At 32.0% G+C, this 16,992-nt stretch carries 17 protein-coding genes and 3 pseudogenes; 16 read left to right on the top strand and 4 right to left on the bottom strand.

The features are described from left to right. The first annotated feature begins 135 nt into the window (after positions 1–135). The 14 genes and pseudogenes from JFU54_RS17295 (at position 136) to JFU54_RS17360 (ending at position 10,836) form a co-directional block, all read left to right on the top strand. Positions 136–1,047, top strand: a complete 912-nt coding sequence (locus JFU54_RS17295) for a DMT family transporter (RefSeq protein ID WP_201065666.1) — start codon at positions 136–138, stop codon at positions 1,045–1,047. A gap of 283 nt (positions 1,048–1,330) precedes the next feature. Next, the gene (locus tag JFU54_RS17300; RefSeq protein WP_113734968.1) at positions 1,331–2,254 is read left to right on the top strand and encodes a nucleoside hydrolase; all 924 of its coding nucleotides are present in this window, start codon (positions 1,331–1,333) and stop codon (positions 2,252–2,254) included. A gap of 77 nt (positions 2,255–2,331) precedes the next feature. After that, entirely contained in the window at positions 2,332–2,796 is a 465-nt protein-coding gene (locus JFU54_RS17305) for a GNAT family N-acetyltransferase (protein ID WP_002032392.1), read from the top strand. 183 nt (positions 2,797–2,979) lie between these two features. After that, positions 2,980–3,549, top strand: coding sequence for a DUF4256 domain-containing protein (locus JFU54_RS17310; protein ID WP_012261004.1), 570 nt, complete (start codon positions 2,980–2,982; stop codon positions 3,547–3,549). Between the two features lie 372 nt (positions 3,550–3,921). Further along, a complete protein-coding gene (locus tag JFU54_RS17315) occupies positions 3,922–4,368 on the top strand; it encodes an NUDIX domain-containing protein (RefSeq protein ID WP_088039474.1) in 447 nt (148 codons plus the stop codon). Between the two features lie 199 nt (positions 4,369–4,567). Further along, complete coding sequence (locus JFU54_RS17320; protein WP_002032388.1) at positions 4,568–4,843, top strand: heterocycloanthracin/sonorensin family bacteriocin; 276 nt, start codon at positions 4,568–4,570, stop codon at positions 4,841–4,843. A 113-nt stretch (positions 4,844–4,956) separates the two neighbouring features. Beyond that, entirely contained in the window at positions 4,957–5,985 is a 1,029-nt protein-coding gene (locus JFU54_RS17325) for a serine hydrolase domain-containing protein (RefSeq protein ID WP_201065668.1), read from the top strand. A 31-nt stretch (positions 5,986–6,016) separates the two neighbouring features. Beyond that, complete coding sequence (locus tag JFU54_RS17330; protein ID WP_201065670.1) at positions 6,017–6,160, top strand: hypothetical protein; 144 nt, start codon at positions 6,017–6,019, stop codon at positions 6,158–6,160. 278 nt (positions 6,161–6,438) lie between these two features. Then, positions 6,439–7,647 carry an L-lactate MFS transporter gene (locus JFU54_RS17335; RefSeq protein ID WP_002032385.1) on the top strand — a complete coding sequence of 403 codons (1,209 nt, stop codon included), beginning with the start codon at positions 6,439–6,441 and terminating at the stop codon, positions 7,645–7,647. Between the two features lie 179 nt (positions 7,648–7,826). After that, positions 7,827–8,243 carry a GNAT family N-acetyltransferase gene (locus tag JFU54_RS17340; protein WP_201065672.1) on the top strand — a complete coding sequence of 139 codons (417 nt, stop codon included), beginning with the start codon at positions 7,827–7,829 and terminating at the stop codon, positions 8,241–8,243. Between the two features lie 184 nt (positions 8,244–8,427). Next, positions 8,428–8,871: an NUDIX hydrolase gene (locus JFU54_RS17345; protein ID WP_002147574.1), complete on the top strand. Its 444-nt coding sequence runs from the start codon at positions 8,428–8,430 to the stop codon at positions 8,869–8,871. Between the two features lie 30 nt (positions 8,872–8,901). Further along, positions 8,902–10,031: pseudogene (gene dnaN, locus JFU54_RS17350) on the top strand (DNA polymerase III subunit beta). A 22-nt stretch (positions 10,032–10,053) separates the two neighbouring features. Beyond that, positions 10,054–10,551, top strand: coding sequence for an NUDIX hydrolase (locus JFU54_RS17355; RefSeq protein WP_201065674.1), 498 nt, complete (start codon positions 10,054–10,056; stop codon positions 10,549–10,551). Between the two features lie 39 nt (positions 10,552–10,590). Then, positions 10,591–10,836 carry a hypothetical protein gene (locus JFU54_RS17360; RefSeq protein WP_201065676.1) on the top strand — a complete coding sequence of 82 codons (246 nt, stop codon included), beginning with the start codon at positions 10,591–10,593 and terminating at the stop codon, positions 10,834–10,836. A 58-nt stretch (positions 10,837–10,894) separates the two neighbouring features. Here the strand turns inward: JFU54_RS17360 and JFU54_RS17365 are convergent. Beyond that, positions 10,895–11,856, bottom strand: a pseudogene (locus JFU54_RS17365) (MBL fold metallo-hydrolase). Positions 11,857–12,361: 505 nt separating this feature from the next. Between JFU54_RS17365 and JFU54_RS17370 the strand changes: the two are divergent. Beyond that, positions 12,362–13,351: pseudogene (locus JFU54_RS17370) on the top strand (hypothetical protein). Positions 13,352–13,366: 15 nt separating this feature from the next. Beyond that, positions 13,367–13,762: a RidA family protein gene (locus tag JFU54_RS17375; RefSeq protein WP_201065678.1), complete on the top strand. Its 396-nt coding sequence runs from the start codon at positions 13,367–13,369 to the stop codon at positions 13,760–13,762. 711 nt (positions 13,763–14,473) lie between these two features. Here JFU54_RS17375 and JFU54_RS17380 read toward each other — a convergent pair. From JFU54_RS17380 to JFU54_RS17385, 3 genes are all read right to left on the bottom strand, one after another. Then, positions 14,474–15,289, bottom strand: coding sequence for a YwqG family protein (locus JFU54_RS17380; RefSeq protein ID WP_201065680.1), 816 nt, complete (start codon positions 15,287–15,289; stop codon positions 14,474–14,476). Between the two features lie 78 nt (positions 15,290–15,367). Continuing rightward, positions 15,368–15,775 carry a DnaJ family domain-containing protein gene (locus JFU54_RS29455; RefSeq protein WP_207192678.1) on the bottom strand — a complete coding sequence of 136 codons (408 nt, stop codon included), beginning with the start codon at positions 15,773–15,775 and terminating at the stop codon, positions 15,368–15,370. 21 nt (positions 15,776–15,796) lie between these two features. After that, complete coding sequence (locus JFU54_RS17385) at positions 15,797–16,981, bottom strand: alpha/beta hydrolase-fold protein (protein ID WP_307838309.1); 1,185 nt, start codon at positions 16,979–16,981, stop codon at positions 15,797–15,799. Between the last annotated feature and the right edge of the window lie 11 nt (positions 16,982–16,992).

The following is a 16,992-nucleotide window of genomic DNA, read 5'->3' on the forward strand; positions in this document are numbered from 1 at the left end:
CATTTTAAAAATGCAAAGTGGTTGGTTTTTTTCGAGGATTAACTGGTTGAAGACATTGTATCAACTATTAAATATGATGAAAAGAAATAATTGGTAATTAGAAAATGGCTGGTTTATTGGAGAGGGAGAGAAAATATGCATAATAAAAAATGGGATTTTCGTATTGTATGTGCTCACGCTTTTACGATTCTTATATGGGGAACAGCTTTTCCAGGAATTCGGATGGGGCTTGAAGCTTACACCCCTGAACACCTTACTTTGCTACGATTATTAATCGCTTCTTTGATTCTTTTTCTGTTTTCGCTTATATACAAATTACGTTTACCTGATTTGAAGGATATTCCAGTGATTTTTATATTTGGTGCTCTTGGATTTACAATTTATCATATTGCACTGAACTACGGTGAAAAGAGTGTGAATGCTGGACCTGCTAGTTTAATTGTATCAGTAACACCTATATTAACGGCAATTCTTGCTTCTGTTTTTTTGAATGAAAAAATGAAATTAAATGGTTGGATCGGTGGTGTAATTAGTTTAGTAGGAATTGCTTTTTTATCGTTAAGTCAAGGAGATTCCATTCAATTGAATAGTGGGGGATTACTAATATTATTAGCTGCAATTTCAGAAAGTCTATTTTTCATTTTTCAAAGGCCATACTTAAAAAAGTACGGTTTCTTGCCATTTACAATATATACAATTTGGTCTGGCACTGTATGTATGCTTATTTTTTTGCCAGGGATTTATCAAGAAATCGTAACAGCTCCTATAGAAATTACTTTGAGTGTTATATATTTAGGTTTGTTCCCAACAGTACTGCCGTATATTGCATTAGCGTATATTACATCCCATGCCAGTGCTTCTGAGGCAACAAGTTCTCTATATTTAACACCAGTAACTGCATGTTTTATCGCTTGGATATGGTTAGGTGAGGTGCCAACCTTTGTTTCGATAATTGGAGGGGGAATTACTATACTTGGAGTTGTGATTGCTCATTTAACATTTAATAAAGATAATTATAAGCAAATTGAGAGTGAAAAAGTATGGTAAGACATCCCTGCGAGTATTTGCAATTTAAATGCAAAATTTCGGATTAATAACAGGCTTTCCATTCTATAAATATAGTGAAAAAAATCTATATTAAAATCAGCTAGTCCAATATTTGTACGAGATTTAATTAAACTGGTAGATTATTTATCTGCAAAAGAACTAGCATAATGCTAGTTCTTTTTTATCAATACATTACTCACCATTAATATTTGCTTAGAACTGTATAGATTTAAATTATTTCCACATATACATAATTATCTTACCTATGAAAGGAGTGCATTTCTTGGAGAAGGTTTTATTTTTTGGAGACCCAGGTATTGATGATTCGTTTGCAATTATGTATGGCTTACTGCATCCTGAAATTGAAATCGTTGGTATCGTAACTGGATATGGAAATGTTGAACATATACATGCCGCTCATAATGCCGCATATATTTTACAGTTAGCAAACAGACAAGATATTCCTGTAATTAGCGGTGCAACAGGCCCACTTACAAATGAAATTACAACGTATTACCCTGAAATTCATGGACCAGAAGGATTAGGGCCCATCCATGTACCTGAAAGTGTGTTGTCTATTCCTATATACAATTTTGGTAGTATTGCTGCGATTCTTGTAAAGTATGGAGAAGATTTAACAATTGTCGATGTAGGAAGATCTACTTCGTTAGCGATTGCTTTTAATTTATGGAACGACTTGATGTTAAATATAAAAGGAATTTATTTTATGGGTGGTGTCTTTTTAGAAGCAGGGAATGTTACTCCATTAGCAGAGGCAAACGTGTACGGAGATCCTATAGCAAGTCAAATTGTATTTCAGCAAGCGAAAAATATAACGTTATTCCCTTTAAATGTAACAAATAAAACGGTTTTAACCCCTAGTGTATTTACTTATATTTTAGTTAATACACAAAATCCATTTAAGTCGATTATGAAACCCCTGTACGATTATTATTTATCAGCATACCAAAAACTCAATCCATCTATTGAAGGGCCATTATTACACGATGTACTTGCTATAAGCGGTTTAGTGAATCCTACATTTTTAAATTATACATCCCGAAAAGTGACTGTGGATATATGTGGCGAAACGAAGGGACAAACTTTTGCTGATTTTCGCCCACACTCTAAATCTGAAGGGGCGCGTATAGCGTTACAATTAGATGAGGAAAAATTTATTCAGGATTTTATGAAAATCATGTTATAAGTTGATGTCGAAAAAGGGAATCATTTCACTCCGTTGAATATAAAAGATAAATTCTCTTTTTAAAGGAGCTTAAAATAGTGAACGTCCAATTAAAAATTGTTACGAGAGAAAATTGGGAAGACGCATTAAAGTTACAAGTTAAAGAAAACCAAATACACTTTGTTCCGGCAGTGGCAGTATCACTTGCTAAAGTATACATAAAACCAGATGGTGAAAATGTCGAATATATTCCATTCGCTATATATGATGGTGACCTTATAGTTGGTTTTATTATGCATGCTTTTGTGCGAGAGTCAACAGATATGTATTGGATTAACGGATTTATCATTGATGAAAAAGAGCAAGGAAAAGGATATGGAAAAGCAGCATTACAGGAAATCATTAACTTAATAAAAAATAACTTTAAAGAGTGTGAGGAAATTAGATTAACTGTCCATAAAGATAATATTTCTGCAAAGAAACTATATGAATGTTATGATTTTAAACCATTAGGAAATGTATATGACGGTGAGGAAGTATATCGCTTATTGTTATTGAAATAAAGATATACTGTTTTGAAACAATAAGTTGTTCCGTTAAAGGGTCATATCGCGGAGAATTGGTTGTACTAATTCATATAAATTATCGCAAACTCAATTCACGCAATTATTTAAACATTTTATTATAAAACAGTATTTATATATACTTAAACTATCATTAATAAAAACATCAATGGAGGAACTAATATGAAAGAAAGCAATAAAAAAGAGTTGTCACTAGAGCAACGTGAAGAATTACTACAAACATTGAAAGATCGTTTTGAGAATAATATGAACCGTCATAAAGGTTTAGAATGGGCTAATGTTCAAGAAAGGCTGGATGCTAATACTGAAAAGTTGTGGTCGCTCAACGAAATGGAACGAACTGGTGGCGAACCTGATGTTGTTGATTTTGATAAAGAAAAAGGCGAATATATTTTTTATGATTGTTCAGCAGAAAGTCCTAAAGGTCGTAGAAGTGTTTGTTACGATCTTGAAGCGCTAGAATCAAGAAAGAAACATAAACCAGAAAATAACGCTATTGATATGGCAACTGCCATGGGTATTGAACTATTAACGGAAGAAGAATATCGTACATTACATAATCTTGAAAATTTCGATATGAAGACGTCGAGTTGGGTGGAAACACCTTCTGATATTAGAGAACTTGGCGGTGCCCTTTTTTGCGATTATCGCTTTGGACACGTCTTTGTGTATCACAATGGGGCAGAATCTTACTATGCCGCAAGAGGCTTTCGTGGTTCGTTAAGAGTCTAAAATTTGTACAGGCAGGTAAATTTGAAGTAGAGAATAGATTTGCTTAGGGAATAGTAGTGATTGCATGCTTTAGCTACGGATTCGATTTTGAGGCCGCAAAGAATAGGGCTAATCAAACCTTATTGTAAAAGAATGAATCAACTAAAAATATTAAGAGTATGTTTTGATAATTTTCTTCATAAACATACTCTTTTTTAGAATCATTTATCAAAATTATTAGTTTTAATTAACGTATAAACGAGAACTTGTAAAAGGTACTCTTGCAATTATCAATGAAATTCACCCATATGAAACACCTATGATTTATATTATCCCGCTTTTAAATGAAAATTTTCGAGCAAGTATAAAGTGAATGATTAGGAGGAATACAAAATGAAAAGTAAATTCCATCATATTGTACGAGCTATCATGATAAAAGATGAAAAACTACTAGTCGCTGAATACATAGGCCATCACTATTTTTTACCCGGTGGCCATGTTGAAATTGGGGAATCAGCAGAGAATGCACTAATAAGAGAGTTACGAGAAGAACTTGGAGTAACTTGCAATATAAAACAATTTTTAGGCGTCATAGAAAATCAATGGCAAGCCAAAGAAACCCTCCACCATGAAATTAACCACATTTTTGAAATAGATTCAAATGAGTTAAAATCCGATTTCACTCCAATATCTAAAGAGTCCCATTTAGCATTTCACTGGATTGATTTTAATAAAGAAAATATAAATTCCTATACAATAATGCCGACACCTTCAGTAAAAGAATTACTAGAAAGAAAATTAAGTGATGAACTATTAACTTGCTGGATTAGTAACTTTTAATTGTCTCTATTTATATTAATTCCGTCCACTAAAAGAATATAAAGAAAATAGGCTCATAAACAAGGTACATCACCTAGTGTAAAGTCATATTTTGTTGATGTACGCATTTAGTCTATAGCCTTATTTCTACTTTATTTTTAAAAGTAAATAAACTCGGAAATTTGGACGGAATTTACATTTGTAAATGGAGGGTTTCATAATGAATGAGTTTCAACAAGAACTACAAGCGTTAAACCTTAATGCATATCAACCTGGTAATGTTGTGTATTGGGATCAGCAACAAAATCAATATCCATATTACTACATTCAAGACGATGCACGTCGTTGTGGCGGATGCGGTGGCGGCGGACGTTGTGGCGGTTGTGGTGGTCGCTGTGGTGGTTGTGGCGGCGGACGTTGCGGCGGTTGCGTAGGTTGTGTAGGCTGTGTTGGTTGTTTCAGCTGTTCTAATTGCTGGAACTGGTGGATTATTTAAGTACTATAGATCAATAATATTTCACATGAAAGAAAAGTGCAGATGCAAAGTTATAATGTATTGAAACTTTTCTTTCATGCTGTTATTTTTATATGTTTTAGGGGGATATTTATTTGTACAAATATAAAAAATTAATTTCATGGGTAGAAAACATTAAAGAGACCAATCAAAGTTCTGCGGCAGCACTTTGTATTATTAAAGATAATAAGATTGTACTAGAGCATTATAGTGGAACTCATTCAAATACTCCTACTAGTAAAAAAGTAACCATATCTTCACAGTTCAATGTCGCTTCCGCAAGAAAAAGCTATTTAGGATTAATGGTAGCTTATGCTGTTTATGAGGGGAAAATAAAATCTCTTAATGACGAGGCAGTAAATTATTTTAAAGAATATGATCCTTCATTACTTGGAAAGACAACGATAAGACATTTAGTAACTCATTCACACGGTTTAAATGAAACCGATGATGGGACAGCTTTTCGTGAATTTGAGCCGGGACAAGCTTGGGCGTACAGAGATATTAATGTAAGAATGGTGACGCAGCTTATTTATCACTTGTATAACAAAAGTTTTCCTGAACTATTAAAGGAGCGTGTATTCATACCTGCTGACTTCAAGGAAACTGGATGGAGAATAAAACAAGATGATAATTTAGTTAAGGTTGTTGTAAATCCAGATGAAGATGCAATAAGTAGTGTTGGTGCAGTAGATGACGGCTCCGAGAAAAATCTTTTTGTCTCTGCGAGAGAATTTGCATTTTGGGGTAACCTGCATTTAAATAAAGGGTTTTTAAATGGTAAACAAATTGTGCCAAAAGAAGTTATAGCACTTGCTACGAGCTTACAAAGTCCAGAGTATACAAATAAAGAACTACCTCAAAACGGGTTGTTTTGGTTCGTTCAAAATGAACCTTCTTTATTTAGCGAACTTGGTGAGCGAGTTCCTAAAGGTTCCTATCAAATATTAGGAATTACAGGACCAACGATATTAGTCATTCCAGAATATAATGTCGTCGTTGCTAAAATGTACAATAAAAGATACAACTATGGTGGGGATAATTATTTATATTATTTACGTGAATTTAGCAATTTAGTCGCTGATACATTTAGTAGCAGTAAAAATACTATGGTTAGGGTATAACTACTCCTATAATAAAAAGGAGTGAACTTTAATGAAAAATGAAGTGAATAAAAATAAAAAGCAAAATATAAAGGATGTAAACACAGAACAAAACGCGATTTATAGCGATCCGAAAGATGCAGCTAATATGCAAACTGTACCGCAGCCGAAAGACTTTGAGGAAATTAAATATTAATTTTCTCTCCGACTTATTTATGAAAGAAAAATACGTCTTAAGTCTCATCACTTTCAGCAAATTATTTGATAACATATATACATAAGCATTCGAAAATGTCTTATCTTAACAAAGCTTTCTTTAAATGCTGTATATAACCTACAAAAAGGCACTTCTTGATGAAGTGTCTTTTTGTGTAAGCTAACTCAATTTCCATTTTCCGTACAGTATCTTGCAATTTATCATGGATATACTAACTGTGAAAATTCATGTCATGATAAAAGAAGGGGACAGTTAGCATGAAACAAACATCTATAAATCCATTGCTAATTGTTCTAGGTACAATCATTGTTCAAATTGGCCTAGGAACAATTTACACATGGAGTTTATTTAATCAACCCCTTGTAAGTAAGTTTGGATGGAACCTCAATTCAGTCGCGATCACGTTCTCAATTACGAGTTTTTCTTTATCATTCTCAACTCTATTTGCAGGAAAGCTACAACAAAAATTTGGACTTCGTAAACTTATCGCTACTGCAGGAATTGTTTTAGGACTCGGTTTAATACTTAGTTCACAAGTTTCCTCATTACCATTACTTTATTTATTAGCCGGTGTTGTCGTTGGATACGCTGATGGAACAGCGTATATTACATCACTATCTAATTTAATTAAATGGTTTCCAAACCGTAAAGGACTTATTTCTGGTATATCTGTTTCGGCATATGGAATGGGAAGCTTAATCTTTAGATATATAAACGGAAATCTTATCAACAGTCTTGGAGTATCACAAGCATTTTTATATTGGGGTATTATCGTCTTACTATTAGTGTTGATAGGATCATTCTTCTTACGTGAAGCAATTGTAAGTAACACTGCAACTGAAACATTACACAATGATTATACGCCGCGTGAAATGATGAAAACGAAACAAGTATATCTCTTATTTTTCATGTTATTCACATCATGTATGGGCGGACTGTATTTAATCGGTATGGTAAAAGACATCGGGGTGCAGCTCGTTGGTCTTAGTGCAGCGACTGCCGCAAATGCCGTCGCAATGATCGCAATCTTTAATACAATAGGTAGAATTATTCTTGGAACGTTATCAGATAAAATAGGTCGATTAAAAATCGTCTCTGCTACATTTATTATTATTGGATTGTCCGTCTTCACTTTAAGTTTTATTCCACTAAATTACGGAATTTATTTTGCTTGTGTAGCAAGTGTTGCCTTTTGCTTTGGTGGTAACATCACTATCTTCCCAGCAATTGTCGGAGACTTCTTCGGATTAAAAAACCATAGTACAAACTACGGGATTGTTTACCAAGGTTTCGGATTTGGTGCACTTGCAGGATCATTCATTGGAGCACTACTTGGCGGATTTCAGCCAACCTTCATTACAATCGGTGTTCTATGTGTTATATCTTTCGTTATCTCTATAGTAATCCGCCCTCCAAATGCAGAAAAGAAGAAGGAAATCAAATCGTTAAATCGAAAAATAGCTTAATGCTAAGAAAGAGTCCTTATGCTAGGGCTCTTTTTCATTACAACATAATGTATAAACAATGGATGCCATTCAAAAAATCTAATTTTGTCCCTGTACTTACTACATAACTAACATTAAAGAAGATAGGAAATTCCGATTATTAAATTGAATAAATAACATAAAGGAGCGTGCTAGTTAAAATGAAAATAGTAAAGCAATGGGTACAAGAAGATAGTGATTACATAAGAGAAAAAGTAATTGAATATAACCAAAAACAACTTTCAAATGAAGAAAAAACACCTTCAGAAAAGGTTAGTTTTATAGTGAAAAACGAAAAAGAAGAAATAGTAGGAGGAATAACAGCAATAACATTCTGGCATCATTTACATATCGACTTTCTATGGGTTTCTGAAGAATATAGATACGAAGGATACGGTAACAAATTAATGGAACTCATTGAAGAATTTGCAATTAAAAAAGAATGTAGGCTAATCAAATTAGATACTTTTAGTTTCCAAGCCCCCAATTTTTATAAGAAGCATGGGTATAAAGTGATAGGAGTAAGTGAAGATCATCTTAAAGGGCATAATCATTACTATTTAGAAAAAAGGTTATAAATGAATCATTAAAGAGTGTATTATGATTAATCTTTTTCAAAATATGCTCTTTTCTTTTGTGTGTCTATGAACACGATATCGTTTCGTATTAGTTATTTACTCAAATTACTTTTTATGAATCCAAACAATTTAATGATAGAATAAAATAAAGACAGAAAATTTTTACCATTCAAGGGGGTTACATATGAAAAAAGTAAATGTTACATACGCACTTCTATATGATGAAACTCATGAAAAGCTATTAATGGTTAAAAACAAAGGGAAAAATGGTTCTTATTACACTTTACCAGGTGGAGCAGTTAAATTCGGGGAAACGTTAGAAGAGGCAGCAATTCGTGAAGTGAAAGAAGAAACAGGGCTAGACATATCCGTAAAAGGGGTTTGTTCCATTAGTGAAGCCTTTTTTGAGGAGAGAGGACATCATGCAATCTTCTTTAATTTTTTAGGAGAAATAATCGGAGGGGAAATCTGTATATCACGGCCAAAAGAGATTGAGGAGATTACCTGGATGGAATTAGATTCAGCAGAACCTTATTTACGTATACCAGAACACTTAAAAAGCCTTTTACAAAAGAAAGAAACAGTTCCTTATATTTTTAATGGAACTATTATTCATCAATCTTCATAAAGATAGTATTTCATTTAAGGCGGGGGAAAAATGGAGTTTATCGTTAATCACAAACAATTTACACAAGCTCTTTCAGAAGTAAGTAAAGCTATCTCAACAAAAACTTTAATTCCTATATTATCCGGAATAAAGATAACAGCAGATCAATCTGGAATTACTTTAATCGCAAGTAATTCGAATATTTTCATTGAAAAATTTATACCTATTTCAATTGAAGACGAACAAATTACAACTATTTTAAAAGCAGGGAGTATTGTTGTACCAGCAAAGTATTTCATTGAAATTATTAAGAAAATGCCAAGTGAGATTTTAATAAAAAGTATGAATGAGCAGTTGATTACAATTCAATCAGATGAAATTACTTTAAACTTAAATGGACTCTCGGCAAATGAATTTCCTAATGTACCATTTTTAGACTCACATACAGAAATACAAGTAGAAACGGAACAGCTGATTGAGGTATTCAAACAAACTGTCTTTGCAACTGCTAAAAATGAATCTAGACCAGTTCTTACTGGCGTACATATCGTTTTTGAGCATAATAAATTAATTTGCGCTGCGACTGATTCACATAGATTGGCTTTACGTGAAATATTAATTTCATCTCATGCGAAAGCAAATTGCATTGTACCAAGTTCCACTATTAGTGAACTACTAAAATTAATGAACAATAATTCAAATTTAGTATACATATATCTTTCAGAGAGTCACATTATTTTTAAATTCGGTACAATTACGTTGTATTCAAGGCTAATTGAAGGGAAATATCCTAATATATCCGGCCTAATTCCAAATGAATCCCAAACGATTATTAATATAGATAGAAAAAGATTTTACAAGGTGTAGATCGGTCAAGTTTATTGGCTAATGAATGGGCAAACAACAACGTTAACTTAGAAATCATCGACGAATGCACAATACAAATCTCTTCTAATGCTTCTCAGATTGGTAAAATATCCGAGACACAACAAATAGATGCTATTCACGGTGAAAAGCAATTAAATATATCTTTCGACGGACGATATATGGTCGATACTTTAAAAGCAATAAAAGAAGATAGAGTTACTTTAAGTTTTGGCGGTTCCATGAGACCGATATTAATTGAAGCAGGTGAACAATCTGCAGCAGTATATTTAATATCACCTGTTAGAACTTATTGAGAACAAAGGAAGGAATTAAATTATGTACAAGCACACTTTATGTTTTATAAAAAGAACTGAAGAAATACTTATGCTAAATAGAGAATATGATCCTGTAAAAGGATTATGGAATGGCGTAGGAGGGAAGATAGAAAAAGGAGAAACACCGTTAGAAAATGCAATTCGTGAAATAAAAGAAGAAACAAATATAGATGTGGAACAAAATCAAATTCAATTTAAAGGCATTATTAAATGGGAGGATTCCTCATATTCTGGTGGCATTTATGTCTATTTAGTAGAGCTACTTAATGAATTTACATATCACACTCCAAAAAAAGTCTCAGAAGGAATTCTAGATTGGAAAGAGGTATCTTGGATTCTAAGTGACTATAATTACGGCGTAGGAGAGATGATACCTAAATTTTTAACTGAAGTACTTTATAATGAATTAATATTAGAGCACTCTTGCGTTTTATCAAATCATAAATTAATAGAGTATAAGAATAAAGAATTAGCTAAGCAGACCAGCATAGTAAAGTAGTAATTAGGGGAGATTAGTATGTAATAGAAGGAGGAGCTCATGAAAAAAGGAAATCAATTATTTTGGATATATATAACTAGTATTACTATTATAATACCTTTAATTATTTACTTAGCATTGGCAGCCTCTAGCGAAAAAGATACTCTTACTCAAGTGAAAAAAGCTCCCAATATCCCATCTGTTATTCAAGATTCAAACGATATGGAAGACCCTACAGGATATTGGACAACAGAAAAGATGAAAAATGCAATTCCAGTAGATAAAACAAAGAATTTTAATAGATGAGTCATAAATGAATAAAAAGCGAACCATCAATATTAAATTGGTTCGCTTTTTATTATACTTACACTTCTCGCCACCAAGCAGCCGTAGGATAATCTTTAGATTGTAAGGTAATAGCTTCACCGATTTGTGGCGTTGCAATATTAACCCTAAACGATTTGCTTCTTTCGTAACACGTTCAATAGGATCACTCCATTCATGTAATGCTAACGTAAAAGCACCCCAATGAATAGGAACGAGCAATTCTCCTTTAACGTCAATATGAGCTTGTACTGTTTCTTCTGGCAACATATGAATAGCAGACCATCTCGTATCGTACTGCCCGCATTCCATTAAAGTAAGATCGAATGGACCATAATTCTCACCAATTTCCTTAAAGTGAGGAGCATAACCGCTATCACCACTAAAGAAGACTTTAGTTTCTTGACCAAGAATAAGCCATGAACACCATAACGAACAATCTCTATCTGTCATACTTCGTCCAGAGAAATGCCTTGCAGGAGCGCAAACTAACTTAATATTATCAAACGTAATTTCATCCCACCAATTATGCTCACTAATTTTACTAGGTGAAATACCCCATTTAATAAGATATTGCGCAACTCCCGTTGGAACATAAAAGTGCTTTGCGCGATCTTTTAACTGCATAATACTTTTGTAATTTAAATGGTCATAGTGATTATGCGAAATGATAATCGCATCAATTTCTTGAAGTTCATCATGTTCTAAAGAAAAAGCACCACTATACCGCTTACTATTAAACACAGGAAATGGGGAAGAGGCATCTCCAAACATAGGGTCTAATAGCAATTTTTTACCTTCTATTTTCAAAAGAGAAGCAGAGTGCCCAAACCATGTCACACTCTCTAAAGATTCATTATTTTTATTCGATAAAACAATAGGTAAATTCTTTACAGGACGTAGCTTTGTTTTCATTTTAAAGTAATCAGTCATTAAACCGATAATATCTTTCGGATTAAAACTTACATCAGTCGGAATTTGATTCCTATATTTCTTTTTCATTAGTTCTCCTTTTTACGTTTAACAATATACGTATGTTGTTATTGTAGCTAATTGTAGTTTAAACGAAATCATTTTACCTTTCATCTTAAATGCAGTACATTTCATAAATTCTTCAAACTTATTATTTATATATAAAAAATAGAATTCATTTAGCAGCAGCTAAAACTAATATTATGTATTTGTGAATTGTTTTGTTTAAGTAAATTCTTTCTTATAAACAACAAAGACCGTATGTTTCTTTATATGTTATAGAAGCAGATAGGTAACTAATTATCCACAGGAAGGAGAGTCTATAAATGCTTGAAGAAAGAAAAAGAAGTCTAAATACAAACTATTAAATAGCAATAACTAAATATAGAATTCTAGATAACCTTAGTATAGGTATTAACATAGCTATACTAAGGTTTTTTATTTGAAATCATTAAAGGATACTTATTTTTATTTATAGAACATAGTAAATACATAGATTTTACAATTAAATTACTAAAAAAGAAGGGATTTTAAAATGCTTGCTAATTATACTTCGGAGAAAAATACTTAAAACAACTTATGAGACAAAAATGATTTCATAAGTTGACAATTATCCAACTTTAAAAATAAGCAGAACAAACCTTCAATATTTACTTGTAATGCTCCATCTGGGCATAGAATCAAATACTATAAAAACAAAGCTAAATTGGACTAACGAGGAATTCGAAAAACAAATGCACGCATTAGAACTAGAAGGTTTATTGAATAAGACAGAAGGGAGTTACTATCCAACATGTATGGTTATAACAGCTAATGAAGGAGAAAAGCTGTATAACCTATGTGAGCCTCTAATTAAACCTACACTTAACATAATTGAAAAATATTCTAATCAAATTGATGCTATGTCTAAAAGAATCGAGACATTTAATTATTTATCTAAAGAATCGTATAGTCTTTTACTATATAGTGGTGTGTTATTAGATTTTGGACAAATAATCAACATTGAAGAAAACTATTTAGAAACAGAACGGCCTTTGAGAAACAATAAAAGATATTATTATGCGATTCTAGAACAAGAACAAACAGACAAAGAGTCCTTTGGAATGTATGTTAATACATATTTAGATTTAGGGGAATATCAAATTGGTCTTTATGGAAACACTCGATATACAACTTTGAATTTAATAACTGCGAATGAAGAAACGTTTGAAGCATATTTTCACGATGCTATTATCGATATTAATTATACGAAAAAGCAATTAGTTGAAAATTTTGTAGCAGTAGATAGACAAGTAGACTTAAATTCAAATGTATTATACGAAAAATTAGGCTTATATAAAAAATTCACAACCTGTTATCCCAGTGTTTACAGCCGTAAATTTATCTATACTTAACGAAATCGCGAACACGATCAGTGAAGATTTGATTTTATTATGTAAAGAAAATGAAAAGCCTTTAAAAAGAATACTTTGCAAGCAGCAGATACTCAAAAGAAATAACTTACATGAAGAAAATAAGATATTAAAAGGAGAGAAGAGCCATGCAAAAGAAATTTATCAATCCAGAAACAATGCCAGCAACTTTTGGATACTCACATGTAGTCGAAGTTAGTAATGCTAAACGAACCATTTACATATCAGGACAAGTAGCAATTAATACTGACGGTCAAATAGTTGGAATTGATGATTTAGCTACACAAACACGACAAGTATTTGAAAATATTAAAATCGCATTAAAAACTTCAGACTTAAATTTTAATGATGTAGTAAAATTAACATTTTTCTTGACGGACATTTCTCAAATGGCCATTGTTAGAGATACTCGAGATCAATACATCAACACAAACAATCCACCAGCAAGTTCAGCTGTAGAAGTTAACAAATTGATTAACAATAAATTATTAATCGAAATCGAAGCAATTGCTGTAGCAAACTAATTTTAAAAACTTATTCTTAATCATATCAACGCAATTCGTTCACTTTAAATGAATTGCGTTTTTTTATTAACTAAAATATAAATTATACACAGAAACATTCTTATCAATAACACAACATAAATAACTTTAAAAAACAAATAACCACACAATCTACAACACATTATGAACCCAATTAAAAAGGGGAGACTAATAACCGCGACTAACATATAATAAGTTTGTTACTTTTTACTAGTTAACATAATATATATTATACGAAGTTGTATAAAGTAAGTGTTTATCTGTATCAAAATCCAAGTAAACTATACTTAATGAGACGAAACAGGGATTTTTAATGAGATTCACATAAAATCTTATCTAAATGAATTTCTACAGTTTTTATCGTTTATTTTGCTATAAATTAATCACAGCAAATCTTAATCGATTAATTATCGTTTAACGAGTCAAAAATAATTTTGATTAGCACGGAATTTTTTATGCGAAATAAATTTTTCTATACAAATGATAAATTTCATTTTATGTTTTGCTTTATAGATTTATTGCTAATTACATATGTTTTATTATTTTATATTTTTGTTGTTATTTCTTTTATTTACGCTTGACTTTCATTGTATCCTTCACTCTAGTTAACATAACGTTTATTTTTAACGTAAAAAAATCCTCCTCACCTTCAGGAAGATTTCTTTTGCTAGCTAGTAATCCATTTATCTATTTTTAGTAACAATCCCAATTGTAAATAACATTGGAAAAATCTAGATTTAATAAATCGTCTTTCTTTATAAAGAAATTAGCAACACCAGAATCTCCCCACATAATATTTAATGAATCATCTGTATCGATTTGCAGCAATAATATATCATGTTGCTGGTATTTTTCTTCCCATTCCCTTGGATCTGTCTGTGTGAAAAATGGATAACCACCAATTTTATGCCCTTGATCTTTACATAAATCATCATACAGTTCGCCTAATTCTGTATTATTTTTTTCATCAACAATTTCTTCCCAATCAATTTCCTCACTAAACATCTTTTCAAATCGATAATCCCTTGATGTTACGGGTTGATAACCCAATTCAAACTTTAATTTCGCTGCTTCAGGTATGATAAATTCCTCTAATTCTGAAGTGTTTAAATAACTAAAATCAGTAATAACCTTATTTAAATCTTCTATAATTGTAGAATGATAAATAATTCGAAAGTCTCTTTGGATTGTTGGATGATCAAAATCTGCTCCGTAAAGCTCATCTTCAGCACTTACGAAAAACTGTAGCATACCCTTTTGAGGCATATATTCAACATGCGGCATTTCTTCAAAGTTTAGCTGCGCAAGTAACATCATAGGTTGTCCATTTGAATCTTTAGGATGCTCTTGATCTATAGGTAAATACGGATAACCACCAAATTTACTCTCAAAAAGCGTTGTCTCTGCTAATGTTCCAGACGCTTTAATATAAGGTTTCACACTTTCTTCTAAAATACTACGATACTGCTCTAGTTCTTTCGGAATTTGAAGTTGATACGTATTCTTCATTACATTTGCCTCCCCTTAATAATGAATTGAAAATGCCCTACTTAATTATATAGCAACAGATAACTTCATTGAAAATCGTTAAATATCCGTTTTAACCCTCATTTTTTGCGCACTTGGCGGACAAAGTAAATTATGTTCTGAGACCTTTTTATTAATAGTTGTAATTAACATAGCTGCTTCTACATTATCCGTTAGTTCTTTTAAATTTTCTTTTAGATGATCTATTTCCTTTGAAAGTTCAATCCACCTAGGCAAAACATGATTATTTTTCAAAGTTCTATAAAGTTGCTTGTCAGGATTATACGAAAGATCTTTATCAAGATTAAGAGGTTTCCCTTTCCCAGGTAAATCATTAAACGCTCCTGTCTTTTCTGCCTGTTTAACGATAGAGCTAATATGATCCTCATACGTGAACGACCAAACTTTTTCATCTTTAACTAAAATTTCTTGTTTTTCAAGTTTTTTATCTAGCTCATCTTGATTCATAGATTCTCTCTCCTTTTTATTTTATAGTGTGGTTTTTGTAGATTTTAATGCTTTCAACCCATCAAATAACTTTTCTTGCCACCAAACACCGTCATGACCGCCTTGAAACTCTTCATAAGTAATTTGGTATCCTTTTTCTTTTAAAGCTTTATACAGGCGTCTATTAGTCGTTAAAAGAGGTTTGTTTTCAAGTTCTCCTGCTGCTATGTAAAAATGAGGTTGACTCGTATTAGAATCTATAGATGAAATTTGATTTTCAATCCAAGGAATTTGATTTTCATAACCATCCTTTTTCCAATGCACGGATCCAGACATTGACAACACGTTTCCGAAAACATGTGGATTTTGAAGCGCTGCATAAAAAGCTGCTAAGCCACCAAGACTGAAACCAGCAATTGTTGTATGATTCTTTTCTTGATATACGTGATACCTAGCTTGAATCCATGGAAGTAGTTCCTCCGTTAAAAATGTATTCTTTTTATCGTTATAAGTTAGCTCTTCTAGTCGATCAACGGGTTCTATTGCAACAGCAATACAAGATGGGATTTCTTTTTCGTATATTAAATAATTGAGTGTTCTTGCGATTGAAAGGTTATTAATGAATGAATTCCCATCAAACACAATGAGAAGTTCTTGAAGATGTGAAGTGTGAGAATAGTCATGAGGCGTATAAATATAAATTTTACGTGTGTCATTTAAAATCGTACTTTGAAAAGAATATGTTTCAATTTTTCCAGATGGATAATGATCTGAAGGAAAACGACTGCTATACTGTACTTCCATTCCTATGTTTAACACAGACGCTTTATTGGCATCTTCTCCAAATGTATTTTTTAGTTGGTACTTTTCACTGCGCTTTATCCAATCATTTTCGAAAAAATCGTTTACTGAAAAATAGTACGTTGAAATAAAACTCTCATCCGTCCTAAACGTTACATACCAAATATCTGTCTGTAACAACCGTTGTAGTTGATTTACAGACAGATCCCAACCAGGAAAACTACCGAATACATAAACGTTTTCAGTTTTTTGATCCCCTAACCATATATACGTTATAAGCTTATACTGATTTTCTACAGGACATTGTTCTATTAGTGGCGTATTATTTGACTTTATTTCATACAAAAAAGTATAAATTGCTTTCTCGTTTCCTTTTTTTAATTGATTATTAAGCTCCTCTAACTTAGGACTAATTATTGAAGTCACCCATCTGCCTC

Source organism: Bacillus sp. TH19 (assembly GCF_016651075.1).
Classification (GTDB): domain Bacteria; phylum Bacillota; class Bacilli; order Bacillales; family Bacillaceae_G; genus Bacillus_A; species Bacillus_A mycoides.

Excerpts from the sequence above, each read along its gene's own strand:
- JFU54_RS17295 (WP_201065666.1), top strand. The coding sequence starts at position 136 with ATGCATAATAAAAAATGGGATTTTCGTATTGTATGTGCTCACGCTTTT.
- JFU54_RS17310 (WP_012261004.1), top strand. The coding sequence starts at position 2,980 with ATGAAAGAAAGCAATAAAAAAGAGTTGTCACTAGAGCAACGTGAAGAA.
- JFU54_RS17315 (WP_088039474.1), top strand. The coding sequence starts at position 3,922 with ATGAAAAGTAAATTCCATCATATTGTACGAGCTATCATGATAAAAGAT.
- JFU54_RS17320 (WP_002032388.1), top strand. The coding sequence starts at position 4,568 with ATGAATGAGTTTCAACAAGAACTACAAGCGTTAAACCTTAATGCATAT.
- JFU54_RS17330 (WP_201065670.1), top strand. The coding sequence starts at position 6,017 with ATGAAAAATGAAGTGAATAAAAATAAAAAGCAAAATATAAAGGATGTA.
- JFU54_RS17335 (WP_002032385.1), top strand. The coding sequence starts at position 6,439 with ATGAAACAAACATCTATAAATCCATTGCTAATTGTTCTAGGTACAATC.
- JFU54_RS17340 (WP_201065672.1), top strand. The coding sequence starts at position 7,827 with ATGAAAATAGTAAAGCAATGGGTACAAGAAGATAGTGATTACATAAGA.
- JFU54_RS17345 (WP_002147574.1), top strand. The coding sequence starts at position 8,428 with ATGAAAAAAGTAAATGTTACATACGCACTTCTATATGATGAAACTCAT.
- JFU54_RS17355 (WP_201065674.1), top strand. The coding sequence starts at position 10,054 with ATGTACAAGCACACTTTATGTTTTATAAAAAGAACTGAAGAAATACTT.
- JFU54_RS17360 (WP_201065676.1), top strand. The coding sequence starts at position 10,591 with ATGAAAAAAGGAAATCAATTATTTTGGATATATATAACTAGTATTACT.
- JFU54_RS17375 (WP_201065678.1), top strand. The coding sequence starts at position 13,367 with ATGCAAAAGAAATTTATCAATCCAGAAACAATGCCAGCAACTTTTGGA.
- JFU54_RS17380 (WP_201065680.1), bottom strand. The coding sequence starts at position 15,289 with ATGAAGAATACGTATCAACTTCAAATTCCGAAAGAACTAGAGCAGTAT.
- JFU54_RS29455 (WP_207192678.1), bottom strand. The coding sequence starts at position 15,775 with ATGAATCAAGATGAGCTAGATAAAAAACTTGAAAAACAAGAAATTTTA.